This window comes from Nonomuraea sp. NPDC059007 (genome assembly GCF_042740555.1).
Lineage (GTDB): Bacteria > Actinomycetota > Actinomycetes > Streptosporangiales > Streptosporangiaceae > Nonomuraea.
This window is the reverse complement of the sequence record NZ_JBHYJD010000016.1, coordinates 1-20,588: the sequence shown is the minus strand read 5'-3', so window position 1 is coordinate 20,588 and position 20,588 is coordinate 1. Positions and strand designations below refer to the sequence as shown.

Annotated in this window: 15 protein-coding genes; 9 read left to right on the top strand and 6 right to left on the bottom strand. The window is 72.4% G+C overall.

From position 1 onward, the window contains the following. The first annotated feature begins 15 nt into the window (after positions 1-15). Genes ACFWY5_RS26035 through glnII form a run of 8 tightly spaced genes read left to right on the top strand, consistent with a single transcriptional unit; the run spans position 16 to position 8,788 of the window. Entirely contained in the window at positions 16-351 is a 336-nt protein-coding gene (locus ACFWY5_RS26035) for a hypothetical protein (protein ID WP_379634920.1), read from the top strand. Next, on the top strand, positions 345-1,529 hold the full coding sequence (locus tag ACFWY5_RS26030; RefSeq protein ID WP_379618867.1) for an adenosylhomocysteinase: 1,185 nt from the start codon (positions 345-347) through the stop codon (positions 1,527-1,529). The genes ACFWY5_RS26035 and ACFWY5_RS26030 overlap by 7 nt, the downstream gene beginning before the upstream one ends. Next, positions 1,526-3,148, top strand: a complete 1,623-nt coding sequence (locus tag ACFWY5_RS26025) for an ABC transporter ATP-binding protein (RefSeq protein ID WP_379634918.1) — start codon at positions 1,526-1,528, stop codon at positions 3,146-3,148. The genes ACFWY5_RS26030 and ACFWY5_RS26025 overlap by 4 nt, the downstream gene beginning before the upstream one ends. Further along, entirely contained in the window at positions 3,145-3,723 is a 579-nt protein-coding gene (locus ACFWY5_RS26020; protein WP_379634916.1) for an ECF transporter S component, read from the top strand. Before ACFWY5_RS26025 ends, ACFWY5_RS26020 begins: the two co-directional genes overlap by 4 nt. Before the next feature lie 4 nt (positions 3,724-3,727). Next, positions 3,728-4,549, top strand: a complete 822-nt coding sequence (locus tag ACFWY5_RS26015) for an energy-coupling factor transporter transmembrane component T family protein (RefSeq protein WP_379634914.1) — start codon at positions 3,728-3,730, stop codon at positions 4,547-4,549. Continuing rightward, positions 4,537-5,772 carry an amidohydrolase family protein gene (locus ACFWY5_RS26010; RefSeq protein ID WP_379634912.1) on the top strand — a complete coding sequence of 412 codons (1,236 nt, stop codon included), beginning with the start codon at positions 4,537-4,539 and terminating at the stop codon, positions 5,770-5,772. The genes ACFWY5_RS26015 and ACFWY5_RS26010 overlap by 13 nt, the downstream gene beginning before the upstream one ends. Before the next feature lie 33 nt (positions 5,773-5,805). Continuing rightward, entirely contained in the window at positions 5,806-7,746 is a 1,941-nt protein-coding gene (locus ACFWY5_RS26005; RefSeq protein ID WP_379634910.1) for a nitrate- and nitrite sensing domain-containing protein, read from the top strand. Positions 7,747-7,768: 22 nt separating this feature from the next. Next, positions 7,769-8,788: a glutamine synthetase gene (gene glnII / locus ACFWY5_RS26000; protein ID WP_379634908.1), complete on the top strand. Its 1,020-nt coding sequence runs from the start codon at positions 7,769-7,771 to the stop codon at positions 8,786-8,788. A 73-nt stretch (positions 8,789-8,861) separates the two neighbouring features. On the opposite strand, the gene ACFWY5_RS25995 is transcribed toward glnII, so the two are convergent. The 6 genes from ACFWY5_RS25995 to ACFWY5_RS25970 form a co-directional block, all read right to left on the bottom strand. After that, complete coding sequence (locus ACFWY5_RS25995) at positions 8,862-10,139, bottom strand: CehA/McbA family metallohydrolase (RefSeq protein WP_379618881.1); 1,278 nt, start codon at positions 10,137-10,139, stop codon at positions 8,862-8,864. A gap of 108 nt (positions 10,140-10,247) precedes the next feature. Next, complete coding sequence (locus tag ACFWY5_RS25990) at positions 10,248-13,763, bottom strand: tetratricopeptide repeat protein (protein ID WP_379634906.1); 3,516 nt, start codon at positions 13,761-13,763, stop codon at positions 10,248-10,250. Beyond that, positions 13,760-15,175 carry a hypothetical protein gene (locus tag ACFWY5_RS25985; RefSeq protein WP_379618885.1) on the bottom strand — a complete coding sequence of 472 codons (1,416 nt, stop codon included), beginning with the start codon at positions 15,173-15,175 and terminating at the stop codon, positions 13,760-13,762. The genes ACFWY5_RS25990 and ACFWY5_RS25985 overlap by 4 nt, the downstream gene beginning before the upstream one ends. A gap of 1 nt (position 15,176) precedes the next feature. Beyond that, the gene (locus ACFWY5_RS25980; protein ID WP_379634904.1) at positions 15,177-16,190 is read right to left on the bottom strand and encodes a hypothetical protein; all 1,014 of its coding nucleotides are present in this window, start codon (positions 16,188-16,190) and stop codon (positions 15,177-15,179) included. Then, positions 16,187-17,422: a hypothetical protein gene (locus ACFWY5_RS25975; protein WP_379634902.1), complete on the bottom strand. Its 1,236-nt coding sequence runs from the start codon at positions 17,420-17,422 to the stop codon at positions 16,187-16,189. The genes ACFWY5_RS25980 and ACFWY5_RS25975 overlap by 4 nt, the downstream gene beginning before the upstream one ends. A 48-nt stretch (positions 17,423-17,470) precedes the next feature. After that, positions 17,471-19,009, bottom strand: a complete 1,539-nt coding sequence (locus ACFWY5_RS25970) for an aldehyde dehydrogenase family protein (RefSeq protein ID WP_379634900.1) — start codon at positions 19,007-19,009, stop codon at positions 17,471-17,473. 207 nt (positions 19,010-19,216) lie between these two features. Here ACFWY5_RS25970 and ACFWY5_RS25965 point away from each other — a divergent pair. Then, positions 19,217-20,588 (top strand): class I adenylate-forming enzyme family protein (locus ACFWY5_RS25965; protein ID WP_379634898.1); only part of this gene is annotated, 1,372 nt, incomplete at its 3' end.

Below are 20,588 nucleotides of genomic sequence, written 5' to 3'. Positions count from 1 at the left end.
ATCGGAAGGACGCCCTTGACCCGGCTCCTCAGCGCGCAGGGGCTCATCCAGGCCGTACTGCGCCGCACGAACCTGCTCATGGCCGGCAAACGCGTGGCGATCGTCGGCGACGCGCCGCCGGGCCTGGCCACGCGGCTGCGCGACATGGGCGCCCACCCCGGCAGCTCCATCGAAGAGGCCGACCTCGTCTTCGGCGACGGCTTACAGCCACGCGCGCTGAAGCCGGGCGCCGTGATCGTGGGCAGCATACGCTGCGACATCCTCGGCATGACAGAGGTCAGGCAGGACGTGCACTGCATCAACCTGGGCGCCGACGGCGCCGAGGTGTACCTCGTGAGCGTCCCGTGCTGACCGACATCGCCAACCCCGGGCTCTGGCCCGGCGGAGCCGACCGGATCGCGTGGGCGCGGCGCTTCATGCCCGTGCTCGGCGCGCTGTCGGGAGAGCTCGACCTGGACGGCTGGCGGGTCGGCCTGGTGCTCGTCCTGGAGCCCAAGACCGCCAACCTGGCCCTCGCGCTGCGGGACGCCGGGGCCGAGGTGATCGCGCACTGCCCCGGCAGGGAGACCTCAGACGACGTGGCCGCCGCGCTGGTGCGCGAGGGCATCCAGGTGCTGGCCAGATCCCGCACGACGCGCGCCCAGGACGACGACCTGGCCCGCCGGATGCTCGACGCCGGGCTCGACGCGCTGGTCGACGACGGCTCCCGGGTGATCAGGCTGGCCCACGCCGAGGACCGGCTCGGCCCGCTCAGGGGCGCCGCCGAGGAGACCACGAGCGGGCTGCGTCCGCTGCGCGTCATGGCCGCTGACGGCACCCTGCGGGTGCCGGTCCTCGCGGTCAACGACGCCCGCTGCAAGGTCCTGTTCGACAACGTGCACGGCACCGGGCAGTCGTGCGTCATGGCCGCGCTGGACCTCAGCGGACTGGAACTCGACGGGCTGACCTGCGTGGTCGCCGGATACGGCCACGTGGGCCAGGGCGTGGCCCGCTACGCCGCGGCCCTGGGCGCGCAGGTCGTGGTCAGCGAGGTGGACCCGTTCGCCGCGCTGCGCGCCCACCACGACGGCCGGCGCGTGCTGCCCCTGATCGACGCCTGCCCGGAGGCGGACCTGCTGTTCAGCGCCACCGGCGTCGCCGGCACGATCACGGCCGGGCACCTCGCCGCGCTGAAGCCGGGCGCCTTCGTCGCGGTGGCCGGGGGAGTGGAGGACGAGGTGGAGCGGCCGCCGGGCGGCCGCCAGGTCCGTCCCGGCGTCACCGACCACGGCGGCTGGTACCTGCTGGCCGAGGGCGAGTGCGTCAACTGCGCCGCCGCCGAGGGCAACCCGATCGAGATCATGGACCTGTCCCTGTCACTGCAGGCACTGGCCGTCGGCCACCTGCTCGGGCGGCGCCTGCCACCGGGCGTGCACCCGCTGCCCGACGAACTGGACGAGCGGGTGGCCAGGCTGAAACTGGACGCGCTGGGAGTACGGCTTGACCGGGCGACCGATCGGCAGCGCGCGTTCCTGGACCGTGGACTGTGATCGTCGACGTCCGCGACGCCACCGTCCGGTACCGCTCGACCGGGCAGCAAGTGCTGCACGGCGTGGACCTGGCCGTGGAGCGCGGCGACTTCGTGCTGGTCGCCGGGCCGTCAGGGTGCGGCAAGAGCACACTGCTGCGGCTGCTCAACGGGCTGGTCCCGCACGCCTACCGCGCCGAGGTCACCGGGCGGGTGGAGATCGGCGGCCGGCCCGCCCTGGAGCAGTCGATCCGGCAGCTCTCCACCGTGGTCGGCACGCTGCTGCAGGACCCCGCCAAGCAGATCGTCGGCACCACGGTCGCCACCGAACTGGCCTTCGGCCCGGAGAACCTCGGCCTGCCCCGCGCCGAGATCCGCGCCAGGACCGACGAGGTGGCCGCCCGCGTCGGCATCGCCCACCTGCTGGCCCGGCCCACCCACGAGCTGAGCGGCGGCGAGCTGCAGATGGTGGCGTTCGCGGGAGTGCTGGTGATGCGCCCGGACGTCGTGGTCGTGGACGAGCCGCTGGCCAACCTCGACCCGGACGCCGGCCGCCGCCTGCTGGGCGCGTTACGCCGCTTCGTCGACGACGGCGGCGCGGCCGTGGTGGTGGAGCACCGGGTGGAGGAACTGCTGGAGTTCGGCCCGGAAAAGGCGCTCTACCTGGAAGAGGGCCGCATCCGCTACTCGGGCGACATTTCGGGATTTTTGCGTCAGGCGCCGGTGGCGCACGTCAAACTCCCCTTCGAGACCCTCGTGGCCCGCGCCGCCGAACTGCCCAGCCTCCCCGAGCCGGCGCGCCCGGCCCGCACCGGCCCCTCCCGCCTCGCCTACAAGAACGTCTCGCTCGGGTACGGCTCCCGCACCGTCCTGCACGACACCGACCTCGACCTGAAGGCCGACGAACGGGTCGCCGTCCTCGGCCGCAACGGCGCCGGCAAGTCGACCCTGCTGCGCGCCGCCGTACGCCTGCTCGAACCCACCGGCGGCGAGATCCTCGTGGACGGCGAGCCCGTCGGCGAACGGGACACGCTCAGCCTCGCCACGACCTTCGGCTACGTCTTCCAGAACCCCGGCCAGGCGCTCTTCTCCGCCACCGTGCAGGAGGAACTGGCCTTCGGCCCCCGCAACCTCGGGCAGGACCCCGAGCAGATCGCCGAGGTCTCCCGCGAGGCGCTGGCCACCATGCTGCTCGACCGCGAGCCCGGCATCATGTCCCGCCCGCCGCACACGCTCTCGCACGGCCAGCAGCGCCGCCTGACCGTGGCGCTCGCGCTGGCCATGCGCCCCAGGACGCTCGTGCTCGACGAGCCGACGGCCGGGCAGGACCTGCGCACCACGACCACGTTCATGGACCGCGTGCTCGACGGCGTCCAGAGCGTCTACTTCATCACCCACGACGTGGACCTGGCGCTCACCCGCGCCGACCGCATCGTCATCGTGGACGGCGGCCGCGTCGTCGCCGACGCCGCACCGGCCGAGCTGGCCCACGACGAGCGGCTGTGGACCGGCAGCGGCCTGCGCGAGACCAGCCTGGTCCGCGCCGTCCGCGACCTGCTACCCGGGAAAGGAGCGATGGCGAAAGGAGCGATACCGCACCCGTTCGAGCTGGCCAGATCTGGAAGGACTCACCTGCCATGAAATCCCCCGACGCCTTACCCGTCCGCACCTCGCTGTGGGAGATCAACTCCCGCGTGGTCGTCTTCGCCGCCGTCGGCGCCGCCCTGTACGCGGTGCTCGGCCTGATCAGCTTCACCATTCCGGGCACCCAGAACGTCGACATCCGCCCCGCCTTCGCGCTCGTGCCGTTCATCGGCATGCGGTTCGGCCCGATCGCCGGATTCTTCACCGGCCTGGTCGGCAACATGGTCATCGACCAGATCAAGGGCTACGGCGCGCTGTTCTACTGGAACTGGAGCCTGGCCAACGCGCTGACCGGGCTGCTGGCCGGCATCCTGTTCGCCCTGCTCGTGAGGCGTATCAGCGCGTCCAAGGAGATGCTGCGCCTGGTCCTGGTGGGCGCCATCGCGTGGGTCTCGATGCTCATCGGGTTCGCCACGACCTTCACCGACATGTGGCTGCAGGACCTCACGTTCGGCGGCTGGGCCTCCTTCGCCTTCGGCCCGCTGCTGCTCAGCAACACGCTGGTCGCCCTCATTCTGGTGCCCGCGCTCGACGCGATCTGGGAACCGATCTCCAAGCGCATGGGCAGGTAACCGCGTGGACGTCACGCCACGGTATCTGGGAGGCGAGTCCTTCCTGGGCCGGCGGGACCCGCGCGTGCTCCTGCTGGTCCCGGTCTGCTTCCTCGTGGCGGTGGCGCGCGTGAGCGACCTGCGCCTCATGCTGGTCTGCGCCCTCGTGGCCCTGGCCTACTACGGTGCGGCGGGCATCCCGTGGCACGCGGTCAGGGCCAACTGGGCCCTCGTCCTGACACTGATGACGCTGACCGTGCTGGTCAACAGCGTCTTCACCAACGCGCTGCAGATCGAGGCGACCAAGCTTGCGCCGCCGTTGTTCGACATGCCGGTCACCGGGAATCCGGTCAGCCTGGCGACGCTGTCGTACTCGCTGACGCTTCTGATCAGGTTCGTGGCGATGGCCATGGTGGGCTTTCCCGTGGCGTTCTGCATCGCGCCGGGCGACCTCGGGGTCAGCTTCGCCCGGTTGCGGGTCTCGCAGCGGCTGGCGTTCGGGGTGGACCTGACGTTCCGGTTCCTGCCGTCCACGGCGGCGACCATGCAGCAGATCATCGACGCGCAGCGGGTACGCGGCTACACCCACCCGCGCACGAATAATCCGATAAAGCGGCTAATATCCCTCAAACCGGTCGTGATCCCCCTGACCGTGAACTCGCTCATCGACGCGGAGGACACCTCGAACGCCATGGACCTGCGCGGCTTCGGCGCCAAGCACCGCACCTGGATGCGCGAGCTGGCCTTCGACCGGGCCGACTACCTGCTCCTCGGCGCGTTCGCCGCCTTCGCGCTGGCACTGCTGGCGTACAAGATCCTCGGCACGGACGTCGTATGGGTCCCGTAGTCCACGGCGCGCCGCTCGTCCTCACCATGGACGGCCCGCCCATCGAGGACGGCACCGTCACGGTCGAGCACGGCCGCGTCGTGGAGATCGGGCGGGGCAGGGCCGAGGTGCATTGGCCGGGTGTAATGGTCGCCGGGCTGGTCAACGCCCACACCCACCTGCAGTACACCTGCATGGCCGAGGTCGGGCGGCGCGTCTACGACTCCTTCGAGCACTGGTCCGAGGTCTTCAACCAGGCCTACTTCAAGGGCGGCGAGGGCAGCTGGGACCCCGCGCTCAGGACCGGCGCCTGGGACTGGGCCGCCGCCGCCACCGAGGGCGCCTGGCAGTGCCTGCGCTCGGGAACCACCGCCGCCGCCGACATCGTGACCGATCCTGAGGCGTTCGTGGACACGCCGCTGGGCGGCCTGGCGTACCTGGAGATCATCGGCGACACCGACGCGAGCTGGCAGGAGGACGGGCGCGAGCGCTTCCTCAAGACGCTCGGCGGGCGCCGCGCGGGCATCTCGCCGCACTCGCCCTACACGCTCGACACCGGCGTGCTCGCCGACGCGGCCGTGCTCGCCCGCGAGCGCGGCACCCGCATCCACATCCACCTGGCCGAGTCCGCGCACGAACGCGAGTACACGATGGCGGGCACCGGGCCGCTGGCCGAGCTGGTGCGCCAGTGGTCCGCGCCGTTCGCGCTGCTGGAGGGCGGCTCGGGCCTGGCGCCCGCCGCCTACCTCGACAGCCTCGGGGTGCTCGGCCCGGACTGCCACCTCGCCCACGGCGTCCACCTCGGCCCCGACGACCGCGCACTGCTGCGCGAGCGCGGCACCGCGATCGCGCTGTGCCCCCGCTCCAACCGCACCCTCGGGCTCGACGGCCCCGACGTCGCCGCGCTGCTGCGCGAGGGCAACCCCATCGCCGTCGGCACCGACTCGCTGTCGTCCGCGCCGTCACTCGACCTGCTCGCCGACGTCGCCGCGCTCAAGCACCTCGCCGTACGGCAGGGCTACCACCACCCCGACCTCGACCGGCGGCTCATCGAGGCCGCGACACTCGGCGGCGCCCACGCCCTCGGCCTGCGGGACGAGATCGGCGTCCTGCGGCCGGGCGGGCGCGCCGACTTCGCCGTCTTCGACGTGGATCCCCGCGACCCCTACGCCGGCCTGGTGGAGCACGGTTCTGGACGGTGCGTGGCCACGGTTGTGGGCGGCACGAAACTTTGGGCCCTTTAGGGGCGTCCGAGCAGGTGCTAGCGTCCCGGGACGATGGCATCGCAGAGCCTGCGCTTCAAGCTGTACTCCCTCCTCAGCCTGCCGATCGTGGCGCTCGTCGCACTGTGGACCTTCGTCGCCGGTCATGTGGTCGGAGACTTCTTCGAGCTGCGCCGGGCCACCACCGCGTTCGAGAAGATCAGCGCCCCCGCGGCGGCGCTGGTCACCGAGCTGCAGCATGAGCGCAAGTCGGCGGCGATGTTCCTGTCCTCGCCGCCGCCCGACGGCAGCCTGCTCGTCTCCGCGCGCAAGCGCACCAACGCGGCGGCGGCCGCGTTCCGCACGCTGTCGGCCTCCGAGGAGGCGCAGACCATCACCACGCCCGAACTGCGCAAGGCCATCGACGCCGTGCTGCGCAAGATCGGCGGCCTGGACGCGGTGCGCAGGGAGGTCGACGACCGCACCACCAGCCGCCTGTCGGTCGTGCAGGCCTACGGCGAGGCCACCGACGAGGTCTACCGCCTCTACGACCAGGCCGTCACCGTGCCGGACATCAAGCTCTACCAGCAGGCCGCCGGGCTCCAGCGCATCGCGCACGCCCGCGACCTCATGTCGCGCGAGGACGCGCTGATCTCCGGGGCGACGCTGGCCGGGCGGATCACCAGGGAGGAGTACGAGGCGGTCGAGGAGCTCTCGCCCAACAGGAAACTGCTGCTCGTCGATGGCGTGGCGGCCCTGGAAGCCGAGCTGCGCGCGCCGTACGACCTGTTGCTGGCCTCTCCCGAGCACCAGAGGATCTCCGCGATCGAGCGCGAGATCATCGAGACCGCGCGGCTGCCGCGCGTGCGCAACTCCTGGCAGGCCGCCGCCGACAGTTTCGGCGCCACTCTCGACCGGCTGCTGGTCAGCCGCTCGGAACTGCTGAACGCCCGCGCCGAGGCCGCCGCCGGCGAGATCGTCGTGCGGATCGTCGTGGTGGGCTTCCTCGGCCTGGTCACCATCATCGCGGCCGTCATGTGGTCGGCCCGCCTGGGCCGCCGCCTGGCCACCGAGCTCGACACCCTGCGCGACGCCGCCGCGGAACTGGCCGACGAACGGCTGCCGCGCGTGGTGGAGAAGCTGCGCGGCGGCGAGGACGTGGACGTCGACGTCGAGGCCCCGCCCATCCCCACCGACGGCGCCACCCAGGAGATCCGCGACGTCGCCCACGCCTTCGCCGGAGTACGCCGCACCGCGGTCGAGGCGGCCGTCGGCCAGGCCGCGCTGCGCAAGGGCCTGGGCCGCGTCTTCCGCAACATGGCCCGGCGCAACCAGGCGCTGGTACACCGCCAGCTCGTCCAGCTCGACGTGATCAGGCGGCAGATCACCGAACCGGAGACGCTCCAGGACCTGTTCACGCTCGACCGGCTCACCACCCGCATGCGCCGCCAGTCCGAGGGCCTGCTCATCCTGTCGGGCGGCTCGCCGGGGCCCGCCAACGGCGACCCGGTCCCGCTGGCCGACGTGGTGCGCGAGGCCATCTCCGAGGTCGAGGCCTACACCAGGGTGAACGCCCCGCCCATCCCCGACGCCTTCCTCGACGGCGCCGCCGCCTCCGACGTCACCCACCTGCTGACCGAGCTGGTCGCCAACGCCACCGCCTTCTCCCCGCCCACCACCACCGTCCAGGTGTACGGGCAGGTCGTCGGCCGGGGCTTCGCCATCGAGGTGGAGGACCGCGGGCTCGGTCTGCCCGACACCATCCGCGAGGAGGTCAACTCCCGGCTGGCCGACCCGCCGGAGTTCGACCTGGCCGACAGCGAACGGCTCGGCCTGCTCGTGGTCGGACTCCTCGCCCGCCGCCACGGCATCAAGGTCACCCTCAGCAAGTCGGCTTACGGAGGTATCACCGCAGTCGTCCTGCTTCCGCAGTCCCTCATCGTCTCCGGATTAACACGGCGTTCACATTCGGGCAAAAACCGGGAAACGGCAGCCTGGCAGCCTCGGCGTGGCTGAGTAAAACCCCGAAAGGACCTCCGTGAGCTACAAGGCTGAGTACATCTGGATCGACGGCACCGAGCCCACGGCTCTGCTCCGCGCCAAGACCAAGATCCTTGCCGCCGGCGCCGAGCCGCCGGTGTGGGGTTTCGACGGCTCCAGCACCAACCAGGCCGAGGGCCACGCTTCCGACCGGGTGCTCCGCCCCGTGTTCACCTGCCCGGACCCGATCCGCGGCGGTGACAACGTACTGGTCCTGTGCGAGGTCGAGGAGATCGACGGCGAGGCCCACCGGAGCAACACCCGCGCCCTCCTGCGTCCGATCGCCGAGCAGTTCGCCGACCAGGAGTCGTGGTTCGGCATCGAGCAGGAGTACACCTTCTTCAAGGGCTCGCGCCCGCTCGGCTTCCCCGAGGGCGGCTTCCCCGCTCCCCAGGGCCACTACTACTGCGGGGTGGGCGCCGAGGCCGTCTTCGGCCGCGAGATCGTCGAACTCCACCTCGACCGCTGCCTCGCCGCCGGCCTGAAGATCTCCGGCATCAACGCCGAGGTCATGCCAGGCCAGTGGGAGTTCCAGGTTGGCCCGGCGAGCCCGCTCGAGGTCGCCGACCACCTGTGGGTCGCCCGCTACCTGCTCTACCGCACCGCCGAGGAGTTCGGCGTGGAGGCCACCCTCGACGCCAAGCCCGCCCGCGGCGACTGGAACGGCGCCGGCGCGCACACCAACTTCTCCACCAAGGCCATGCGCGAGGGCTACGACGCCATCATCACCGCCTGCGAGGCGCTCGGCGAGGGCGACAAGCCGTTCGAGCACGTCCGCCAGTACGGCGCCGACATCGAGTCCCGCCTGACCGGCGCGCACGAGACCGCCCCGTGGAACAAGTACTCCTACGGCGTCTCCAACCGCGGCGCCTCGGTGCGCATCCCGTGGCAGGTCGAGGTGGACCGCAAGGGCTACATCGAGGACCGCCGCCCCAACGCCAACGTCGACCCGTACGTGGTGACCCGTCTGCTGGTCAACACCTGCTGCGCCGCCCTGGAGAAGGCCGGCCAGGTCTGACGGCACGCTCTCCGGAGGAACGCGGGCACCCCCGATCGGGACCCGCGTTCCTCCTTTTCACTTGGCAGAACCGTCACGCCAGGCGCGACTGGTAGACCCTGCGGGCCTCCGTCACCAGCCCGCCCCTGTCCTTGACGAGCTCCTCCAGCAGGTCCAGCCAGCGCAGGCAGAACGTCACGTCCTCTTCCCTCGCCACCCTGCGGCGCTCCACGTCCAGGTAGACCGGGCTCGAATGCGCCCGCACCAGGCCGCCGCCCTCCGCCACCGCCACCACGTACGTCGGCCAGTCCACGCGTAACTCCGCCGACACCTCGTTCGGCGGGCCCGCCGCCAGCTCGCCGTCGGCGGTCAGCAGCCGCACCCGCTGCACGCCGGGGCCGATCACCCGCGCCGTGGCCCGCACCCGGGTGCCCGCCTGCAGGTCGATCGTGGCGCCCGGCCGCTCGCCCTCCACCGACAGCTCCAGGAAAGGGCCCGTCGTGGCGAAGGTACGGCTGTGCCGTACCGCGTGGGCGTAGGACTCGGCGGTGAGCGGGCCGTCCACGTGCGCGTACGTGCGCTCGCCCCCGATCGGGCCGAGGCGTCCCGCGGTGCCGGCGACCGCGGCCACCCGGTTTCCGGCCCCGATCAGCCGCCGGTAGGCCCGGTCGGAGCCGATCGCCGAGGAGAAGCTGTCGACCAGGCCCAGCGCCGCGTCCACGACGGACATGCGGGCGTCGTAGATCGGGTAGCCGCCGTCGAACAACTGCTCCGGCGTCTCGACCGGGCCGCGGAAGGCGTTGGCGTACCCGATCAGCGCGCCCCGCTCGCGCAGCTTGTCCACCGAGCCCGACGGGACGCTCGGCGCGTCCTGCGCCAGGCCCACCCGGGCCACGTGGGTGGCGTCCGACCAGGGCAGGTTGCGGCCGGCCCAGAGGTCTTCTGTGTCGCCGTCGCCCGCGAGCAGGTTGACGACGTGCAGGTCCTCGCCATGTTGCGAGTCGGCCACCCACTGGGGCGGGCGGTTGAGCCGTACGTGCAGGTCGCCGCCGTACCAGCCGCGGGCGGCGGCGTCGTAGATGCGCGGCGGGGCCAGCTCCACCAGCGTCTCGCCCGCGCCGGGGGTGAGCGTGGTCTCTGCGTGGCCGTACTCCATGCCCCGCGCCGCCCTGACGGTGAGCCGGCTCGACGGCACCTCCAGCACGACGTCGTCGCCGTGGAAGTACGGCAGGCCGTCGATGTCCCTGGCCGGTGAGGTGCCGTGCGGATACCAGCCCCGGCCGTCGGCCGTCCAGACGCTCCACCGGCATGGGAAGCCGGCGCGCAGGCGGAGGGTCTGCTGGGCGGCGAGTAGTGTCAGATCGTCACGCATCGGCTTCTCCCCGTAATCGAAGGCGCCGTTATCGTGCCACGACCCTGACTCGCCGGAAAGCCCGCCCATCCCCGGCGGAGTGGCTTTCTTACTCCGAGGTAGAAGGATCTAGAGTCGAGGTGGTGGTTCGTATTTGGGCAGATCCGCGCGTTTCCCATGAAGATGGGCAATCAGCGCGCGCTGTGTTTCCGGGTCGCCGCGCCGGTCCGACTCCAGGTCCCGGATCGCCACCTCGATCAGCCCGCGGGTACGCGGCGGCACCTCCTGGAACGCCCGCTCCAGGGCATGGTCGTACGCCGTCCTCGCCGCCTCGTCATCGCCCTCGGCCCAGGCCAGCAACCCCAGGTCGAACAGCAGGAAACCCGGCCGGTCCGGCTTGACCGCCTGATACTGCTGGTAATAGTCCAGCGACTCCTGGTACCGGCCCAGCCGGTAGAGGCACCACCCCCTGGTCGACAGGTGGTCGGGATCGTACGGGCTGAGCGCGTCGAGCACCGCCTCGTAGCACGCCGCGGCCCGCTCCCGCTCGCCCAGCGAGAAGAGCGTGTCACCCTGGCCCGCCAGCGCCCCGGTGGAGCCCGCGTCCAGCGCCAGCGCCCGGTCGTAGGCCTCCAGCGCCGCGTCCAGGTCGGGCGTCTCCCGGTAGCGGTAGGCCCACGCCAGCATCTCCTCGCAGTAGGCGGTCACCTGCCGGCCGGGCGCGGTCGCCTCCAGCCCCGCCTCGATCGCCAGCTCCCACGCGGCCACGTACGACAGCGTGATCGACAGCTCCGCCCAGATCCAGGCGGCGTCGGGCTCCAGCTCCACCGCCCGGGTGAGGTTTCTGATGGCCGACAGCGGGTCCCTGGCGGTGCGCTGGATGGAGCCGAGCACGTAGAGCCGCTCGGCGTTGCCCGGCGCCAGCTCCACCGCCCGGCCCGCGGCCTCGAGCGCGGCCTCGTAGCGCCCCGTGGCCGCCTCCAGCCAGGCCTGCGCCGAGTGGATCTCCGGGTCCTCGGGCCAGACCCGGACCGCCTGGTGGAGCACCTCCCTGGCCTCGTCGAGCCGGCCGTCGTACTGCAGCGCCTCGGAGTAGTGCACGACTACCTGGGGGTCGGCCTCCCTGCTGACCACGGTGCCGGTCATGGCGTGGCCGCGCAGCAGGCGCACCGCCTCCTCGGCCCGGCCCAGGCGCTGCAGGGTGTTGCGGAGCATGACCAGGGCCAGCAGGTCGACCGGCTCGGCCGGGTGGCGTAGTTCCGCCGCTTCACGCAGGTCGGCCTCGGCCTCCGCGTAGTGGCCCTGGGCGAACTTGGCGGCGCCGCGTACCGACAGCAGCCACCTGCTGTCGTCGGACTGGGGGATGGCCCGGGTGGCGTGGGCGATGGCGTCGTCCAGCTCGCCGGTCATGCGGTAGACCTCGGCCAGCGTGCCGCGCGCCCAGGACAGCTCCGGGTCGATCTCGATCGCGCGTTCCAGGTCCTTTCTGGCCTCCTCCAGCCGCTGGAGGGTGTAGTAGAGCTGGCCGCGCGAGCCGATCGCGAAGGCGGACGGCTGCAGCCGTACGGCCTGCTCGGCCAGCTCCAGGCCCTCCTCGGGGCGGCGCGTCATGCGCAGCACCTCGGCCAGGTCGAGCAGCGGGTCCGAGACCCCGGGCCACAGTTCGATGGCCCGGCGCAGGTGCGGCTCGGCCTCCTCGAAGCGGCCCAGCGCCAGCAGCGCGTTGCCGAGCCTGGCCCGCGCGAACGGGTAGTCCTCGTTGAGCTCGACGGCCTTGGCCAGCTCGCGCTCGGCTTCCTCGCGCCGGTCGGCCAGGCCCAGTTCGACGCCGAGGTGGGCGTGGAGGTCGGCGTAGCCGGGCGCGAGTTCGATGCCCGCCCGGAAGGCGGCCACCGCCGCCTCGCGCTCCTCCAGCTTGCTGTAGGCCAGCCCCAGCAGGCGGTGGTCCTCGGCGTCGCGCGGCGGCATGCGGGTGATGTGCCTTGCCACGTCGCGGGCGTCCTTCGCCTGCTCCTGCACGCTGAGGATCTCGCTGTAGGCCCAGCGCAGCGGGATGTCGTCGGGGGTGCGCTCGATGGCCTGCTCGACCGCCTCCCTGAGGTCGGTGACGTCGGCGACGGGTAGCTCCGGCAGCCAGAACTCGGTCAGCTTCGTCAGCGCCCGCGGGTCGAACGGGTCGATCTCCAGCGCCCTGCGGAAGGCGGCGTCGGCCTCCTGGACCCGTTTCAGCCCGTGCAGGATCTTGCCCCGGGCGGCGTGCGCGGCGGCGTCCTCAGGGTCCAGCTCCAGCGACCGGTCCAGCAGCCGCAGCGCCTCCGCCGGGTCGTCGGCCTCGGCGACCTGGGCCTGCGCGCGCAGCGTCCACGCGTTCTCGAAACCCACGCTCGCGGCCCGGTCGAGGTCGCGCTTGGCGCCGGACAGGTCCATCAGCCGCCTGCGCAGGTCGCCGCGTACGGCCAGCATCCAGCCGTCGTCCGGGTCCAGCTCGAGGGCGTGGTCGAGCAGCGGCGCGGCCTCCTCCAGCAGGCCCAGATCGAGGCGGGCGACGGCCAGGTGGCGCAGCACGACCGGCTCGTCGGGCATGAGCGCGGCCGCCGTGGCGAGAGTCCGCTCGGCCTCCCGCACCTGGCCGACGCCGAACAGCGCGATGCCCTCCACGATCAGCGCCCTGGTGTCGTCGGGCAGGTCGGCCCTGATGGCGCGGACCAGTTCCAGAGCCCGGTCCATGTCGCCGGTGCCGAGCAGGATCTGGGCGGCGGCGAAGCGGACGACGTGGTCCTCCTCGGCGCCGAGTGCGGCATCCACGTGCTCGCGCGCCTGGGGTCGGCGGCGCGCCCTGGCGCAGGCGTCGGCGGCGTCCAGATGCAGCGCCGCACCCGGCCGGCGGCGGGCGGCCTCGGTGGCGGCGTCGGCCGCGCTCTCGTCGTCGCCGATGTTCTGGAAGGCGATGGACAGCCACTCCAGGATGTCCGGATCGTCGCGGTCGGCCCGCAGCAGCGCCTCGATCGCCTCCTCGTGGCGGTCGGCCGCCAGCAGCGCGCCGCCGAGGTCGCGCCAGGCCGTGGAGGTGAGCTTGCCAAGCCGCTCGGCCAGGCCGAGCCGGAGCCTGGACAGCCTGACGTCGCCCTCCCACCGGGCGCAGGCGCGGTCGGCCAGGTCGAGCGCGGCGTACGGGTCGCCGGCCTCGGCCAGCAGTACTTGTGCGTAGGCGGTGTAGGGGCTCTCGGCGTCGCCCCCCTCGGCCACGATCCGCGCCGCCTCCTCGCGGCGGCCGGTGTGCAGCATCGCCAGCGCGTAGAGCGGCCGCGAGAACGAGGGCGGCGAGACCTTCAGCGCCCTGGCGAACAGGTCGCCGGAGCCTGCGTGGTCGCCGGACTCGCGCTTGAGCATGCCCCGGGCGATCAGCACCAGCCCGAGCAGGCCGTTCAGCTCCGCGTGCCAGTGCGCGGAGCGGGCCTTGAGCGCGGCGTGCAGGGTGTCCTCCAGGGCGGCGGCGCGCTCGGCCAGGCCGTCGGAGTGCTCCAGCCACAGGCCGGCCAGCAGCCAGCCCACCTGCTGCGACAGGTCGCCGGTGTCGGGGACCAGGTCGGCGCGCCGGCGGTTACGCCAGAGCTCGGCCATCGCCACGTGGTGTGACGTCATCATGTTCCCCTGGGGGTTCGGGTGGTGAGCGGGCGGCCGCCGCTCCTGGCATCCGGGGAGCGGCCCGTGCCGTCGTGCTTGAGATGGTGCATGAGCCGGCCGGCGATCACGTTCGTGTGGAGGGGGTCCCGATGCCTGGCCACCCAGCCCGCGTTGAGGAGGATCACCACCCGGTCGACGGGGGTCAGGGGCGGCAGGGTGTCCCCGAGGAGGAGGTGGTCAGCACATGTTTGCACGTCTGCCCAGTTCTTGGCGGAAAAGCCGCGCAAGCGGTCCCTGTGCAGCGCGGTGTGGAGGTGGCGGCAGAAGTCCGGATCGAGGACGGGCTCAGGGGGGACGCCGAGCTGCCGCAGCAGGTCCGTCCAGAAGTCCTCGAGCTGGTCGACCTCCTCGGCGAAGGCGTCCTGGCCGTCGGCGGGGCCGGCCAGCCGCAGCATGGAAAGGATCATCTGCGCCCTGAGGGTGTCCGGCGGCAGTTTCGCGACGGAGGGCACGCTCGGGTGCAGGTTCGCGACCGAGGGCATGCTCGGGTGCAGGCGGAAGGTGAACATGGCGCGGGCGTAGGCGGGGCCCAGCATGAACGCGGCCAGCGCGTCCTCGGCCAGCCGGGCCGCGTACGGCGTCGGCGGCCGGGCGAGCAGTTCGTTGAGCATCCTGGCCTTGTCGGCGGCGTGCTTGACGACGCTGGCCCCCGCCTCCCTGGCCGCCAGCGGCACGCCCCAGATGTTCCAGTCGGGGAAGCCGAGCTTGATGACCGCGCGCATGCTGAAGGCCGGTGTCCGCGAGGGCAGGGACAAGGCCTGGTGCGGGCCGAGCATCCGGGTGAGCAGGTGGTCGGTCACCATGCACACGCTGTCCTCGACGGCGCTGTCGCGCATGGCCAGGCCCGCGACGAACTCGACGTAGTTGTCGTAGACCGGCTCGGCCTCCGTCTTGACGAACTCGGCGTACCCGCGCCACAGCTCGGGCAGGTCGGCGCCGTCGGAGTCGAGCCGGTCGCGCAGTTTCTCCGCCTCGAAGCGCAGGTTCCCCGTCGCGGCCCGCAGGTCCTCCTCCAGCACGGTCTGCTTCTCCAGCTCCACCATCCGGTCGCTGAGCGGCTCGATCGTCTCGCGAATCCTGGCGACGCCGTCCTCGACCGCCCGGATGTGGCCGTCCAGGTCGGTGATGCTGGTCGTCAGCGGCCGGTTGCCGAGGTCGCCGAGCCGGCCCTTGCCCGGCCTGGCCAGCTCCTGCTTGATCGGGGCGGCGTTGCTGGCGAGCTCGCCGACGGCGTTCTCGGCCTCCTGCAGCGCGTCCATCACCTCGCGCATGTGCTCGCGCTTGCGGATCGCGTCGGTCACCGCGCCGCTGATCCGGTCCAGGTCGGCCAGCAGGCAGTCGAGCCTGATCGTCAGGATGAGTTTGCCGTCCACGTCAGCCGCCCCTGGCGAGCATGGCCAGGGCCCGGACGCCGGTCTCCCCGGTGACCCTGCCGTCGAGGCGCAGGCGCCAGACGGCGTTGAGCACGTGGGCCGGGGTGATGCCGGGACGCCGGCGTTCCTCGCCGGTCAGCGCGCGCTCGGCCGCGCCGACCATGCCGCCGGGTTCGTACCGGGCGCGGGGCAGGTGACGCTCCAGCAGGTCGAAGACGGCCGCGGCGGGAATGTGGGCCCGGTGCTCCGGCTCGGCGTTCGCCTTCTCGCCGGTGAGCGCAGTCCAGGCCGGTTCGATCATGGTTTCGACGGCGCGGGCGTACGTCCTGCCGTGCTTGTCCGCCATCGCCATGAGTAACTCGGTCATCGTGTGCACGCGTATCCGCCACGACGGGTGTGACGGGCCGGTCAGGTCCGCCTCGTCCGGGTCGATGCGCAGGCGCACGCACGACAGCGGGTAGGCGGGGCCGAGGGCGTAGGTGGCGTAGCAGTCGGCGATCAGCTCCTCGCTGTGCGGGTGGTCGGCCCGTTCCAGCAGGGGCCGCTCGTCCTTGTCCCGGACGTGGCCCACCTCGCGGATGACGTAGTGGCCGAGTTCGTGCGCGAGGACCGGGAGGTGCCAGGCGTCGGGGGAGGGCGGCAGCCGGAGCATGTCGGAGGTTCTGGTGTACGACTCCGAGCGCGCGCACGCGGCGATCGCCACGTGGGCGGGGACGCCCGCGCGCTCGCACAGGAAGCTCACCAGCGCCTCGGCCGCGCCCCGGTCGGCGCCGAGCGCGTGCCGGCGCAGCAGGACGGCCTGCGCGTAGTCGAGCGCCTCGACCCGCAGCAGCTCGGTCTTCTCCCGCAGGTGGCGCAGGTGGGCCCAGTCGCGCACCTCCCGCAGTTCGAGTATCAGGTCGTCGGCGTGGTGCCTGATGGAGCGGGCGGTCGCGGTGCAGGGCTCCGAGCGGAAGGCCAGGCCGGCGGCCTGGTCGAGGGCGTCGATCTCGGCGCTGACATGGTCGTCGATCATGCGGTGGCGTCCTCGACCACGGTACGCACCCCGCGTACGGCCACCGGCAGGGACCACGCGTCGGCGTAGTCGGCGGCCAGCACGAGCACCACGCCGAGCAGGAGCGCGGCCACCGCGCCCGCGGCGAGCGGCGTGGCCAGCCACGCGACCAGGCCGGTGCTGACCGTGATCGCGATCGCGAGCACGTCCATGTGCCTGCCGAAGCGGTCGCCGAGCTCGGCCAGTTCGGCGCGGGCGCCGTCGAGCCTGGCACGGTCCAGGGCGTCGCGGGCGAGCCGCTCGTCGAGCGCGGATCTGACGCCGTCGGTGCCGAGCAGCGCGGACACCAGGAGCGGGCCCGCCGCCTCGTCCTTGTCCAGGCCGTCGGCCAACTGGGAGACGGCCGTGTTGACCCGGTCGAGGGCGGCGGCGGGGATCAGGTGGTGCAGCGCGGTGAGCGCCTTGTGCAGGGCGCGGGCGGCGAGCTTGGTGAGGGTGCCGGTGAGCGCGCCGACGCCGAGCTTGTCGAGGATCTCCTGGGCGGTCGTGGCGACCGTGCTCACGACGGGGATCTTGGCGAGGGCGGCGCCGGCCACGCCGGCCGAACGTTCGTGGATGCGGTCCAGGCAGGCGGCGGCCTCCTGGCGGAGGGTGGCGATCGCGGTGGGCAGGTCGGGGGAGGCGCGCGTGGCCGCCTCGAAGCCGAAGTGGTCCGGGGGTTTCAGCGCCGTGGCCAGAAGCCCGAGGGAGTCCCCGGCCTCGCGCAGCCGCCCGGACCCGGCATCCGCCCCACCCCGACCTCCGCCGCCAACGGCCCCTGCTCCTCCGCCATCGCCCCAGCCTCCTCCGCTGCCATCGGCCCCGCCGCCGCCTTCTCCGGCACCGGGCTCGCCGACGTCGGCCGCGGCCTCACCGACGCCGGCTGCGGCGGAGATCAGGGCCTGGGACAGGGCGAGGTCGCGCACGGCCTCGGCGAGCAGGTCGTCCGGGCCGGGCTGTGGGGGCCGGGGTTGCGGTCCTGGTCGTGGTCCAGGTCGGGCGGGCCGGTGGGGCGGGCTGGTGGGGCGGGGTGGCTCGAAGCCGTACGTGCCGCTCTCGTCCAGGGCGGCGCGCGCCTGTTCGACGAGGCGGTCGCGGGCGTAGCCGGCCCGCCGTTCGTTGCCCGCGGTCAGCGCGGCATGGAGCTCACCGACCGTGTCCTGCAGGGATCGTGCCGACCGCGCGAGGCCGTCGAGGTGCTGTCGTGAGCCCACTGTGCATCCCTCCGGAGCAACATTGTGAGGCTCCGGAGGGAAGGTTGCCTAGGGGAGGCGGAAGTCCAGGTCAGGAGTGATATCTGCCACGTCCATCTGGGCCTTTTGCAGACGTCCGGAATGGTCCCAGTTCATGGCCTGCCAGCGGGTGAACTGGTCAAGTACCCACATACCGGACTGGCGGCTGCCGTTGCCCGACTTGCCGTTGCCGCCGAACGGCAGGTGCGCCTCGGCGCCGCTGGTGGAGTTGTTGACGCTGACCATGCCGGCCGAGACGCCCTCGCGGAAGCGGAAGGCGTGCTTCGCGTCGGTGGTGTAGATGGAGCTCGACAGGCCGTAACCGGGCAGGTTGGCCAGCTCGATGGCCTCGTCCATGGTCTGGAACGTGGTCACGCCGACGATCGGGCCGAACGTCTCCTCCAGGAACAGCCGGTCGCCGGGACGTACGCCGTCGACCACCACCGGATGGTAGTAGAGCCCGCCCTCGCCGGTGAACTCGTGGTGCGGGCTCTCCTTGCTGATCTTCCCCGTGTCACCGGTCACGACCTCGTGGTGCGGCTGGATCCAGGTCAGGAACTCCTCGTAGCGGACCGCGAACTTCTCATCCAGCAGCGGCCCGGCCAGCACGTCGCCCATCGGCTCGCCGATCTTGGCGTTGGAGACGGCGCGGGCGAAGCGCTCGACGAACTCGTCGTGGACGCTCTCGTGCACGATGACGGTGCCGAGGCTGGTGCAGCGCTGGCCGGCCGTACCGAAGCCGCCGAAGAGCGCGCCCTCCACCGCCAGGGCGAGGTCGGCGTCCGGCATGACCACCATCGGGTTCTTGCCGCCGAGTTCGAGGCAGGCCGACTGCAGGTGGCGCCCGGTCAGCTCGCCGATCTTCCTGCCCACCTCGGAGGAGCCGGTGAAGCCGACCTTCTGCACGGTGCCCTCGGTCAGGGCGAGGTCCAGGCCCTCGAAGGTCTCCTTGCCGTCGGCGAAGACGATGTTGAGCACGCCTTCCGGCAGGCCGGAGGCGGCGAACAGCTTGTACATGGCGTGCGCGGAGGCGGCGGCGTACTCGGCGGGCTTCCACACCACCGCGTTGCCGCACAGCAGCGCCGGAACGAGATACCACGAGGGCACCGCGACGGGGAAGTTCCCGGCGGTGATCACCGCGGCCACGCCGACCGGGTTGCGGAAGGTGAACAGGTTCTTGTCCGGCATCTCCGACGGCACGGTCTGCCCGTACAGCCTGCGGCCCTCACCCAGGAAGAAGTCGCAGGTGTCGACGATCTCCCGCACCTCGCCCAGCGACTCCTTGTACGGCTTGCCGATCTCCTCGGTCACCAGCCGCGCCAGCGCCTCCGCGTTGGCCTCCACCAGCCGCCCGATCGAGGCGATCACCCGCCCGCGCACCGGCGCCGGCACCTTGGCCCACTCGCGCTGCGCCTCCTTGGCGGTACGGCAGGCGGCCGCGAAGGCGGCGGCGTCCGCGAGGCCCACACTGGCCACGACCTCGCCGGTGCGCGCCGGGTTGGCCGAGATGTAGGTGCTGGTGGCAGGAACGTCCTTACCACCGACAATGGAGACAATCTGACGGGTCACCGATGACCTCCTCGTAGTTCCTCCGCAAAGACAATCATCCTGCCGCACATTTTCCCAAGCCCTGGCGAACGTCCGGCGATGTCCTGGTTCGTATTACTGCGCAGGCGAATCTCTGGCCCTGTCCGGATGCGTATAACCGGACGACCGTCTTCCCGAAAAAACGGCTGGGGTGCCGTTCCTCGAAGGGGTGTGTGCGGGGAGACGGCCGTGCGCGCGCGTCCCCGGGTGCTGTGGCGGTCCACCGGGGCGCGCGCCCTCACACCTGGAGTGACGATGCTCTTCCCCGGCCCGGTTCTGGAGTCGCTGGAGCGCGCGCCGGCGCGGACGGCCATCGAGCACGGCGAGCGGGTGGTCACCCGCGGGGAACTGCTCGGGCTGATCGCGCGGTGCGCGGGAGGCCTGCGCGCGAGAGGGCTGCGTCCCGGCTCCAGCGTCCTCGTCGTCGCCGCCTCGACCCCCGAGGTCTACGCCGCGCAGCTGGCCGCGCACGCGCTCGGCTGCCTCGTCGGCATGGCCCGTCCCGGCTGGGGCCCGGTGCGCACGGCCGAGGCGCGGGCGGCGGGCTTCGACGCCGTGCTCACCGGCGCCGAGGTGAACGAGCTGGCCGCCGGATCCGCCGCGGGCGCGGCCGAGGTGGGCGCGCGGCCCGACGACCTGGCCCGGCTCACGTTCACCAGCGGCAGCACCGGCAGTCCCAAGGCACCCGTCCAGACCTACCGCGCCTACAGCCTCGCCTACCGGACCACCGCCTGGCCGCCGCCGCTGAAGGCGCTGATGGCGAACTTCGAGCGCTGCCTGATCCACGCCAGCCTCGCCGGCCCGGTCATGATGACGTACCTGGGCAGGACGCTGGTCGCCGGCGGCGTCGCGATCATCCCCGAACTGCCCCTGCACGAGGCGATCTCCGCCCACCGGGCCACCGCCACGATGATGGCGCCGCCGGTCCTGGGCGGCCTGCTCGACCAGGACGCCGATCTGCGCAGTCTGCGTGCGCTGGTGCTCGGGGGCGCGCCGGCCGCGCCGTCGCTGCTGGAGCGGGCCGCCGACCGGCTCGGGCCGGTGATCTGGCAGGGGTACGGCCAGGCCGAGGCGGGCGTGATCGCCATGCTGACACCGGATGACGTGGCGGCCGGCCGTACCGGGGCGGTGGGGCGGCCTTTGCCGGCCGTACAGGTGAGCCTTCGTGACGGCGAGGGGCGGCCGGTGCCGCACGGCGCGGACGGCGAGGTGTGGGTGCGCAGCCCGCACATGATGGCCGGATACTGGCGCGCGCCCGAGTTGACCGGCGAGGTGCTGCGCGACGGCTGGCTGCGCACCCGCGACCTCGGCTTCCTGGACCGCGACGGGCTGCTCCACTTGACCGGCAGGACGCGCGACGTGATCATCGTCGGCGCGGAGGTCTGCTACGCGGGCGCGATCGAGCGGGTGCTGGCCGCGCATCCCGACGTGGAGCAGGCGTTCGTGGTCGGCGCGCCGGACCGGGAGACCGGCGAGGCGGTGCACGCGTTCGTGGTGCCCGCCGCGGGGCGGGCGCCGGACCTCGGCGCGCTGGCCGCGCTCGTGCCCGAGGACTTGAGCG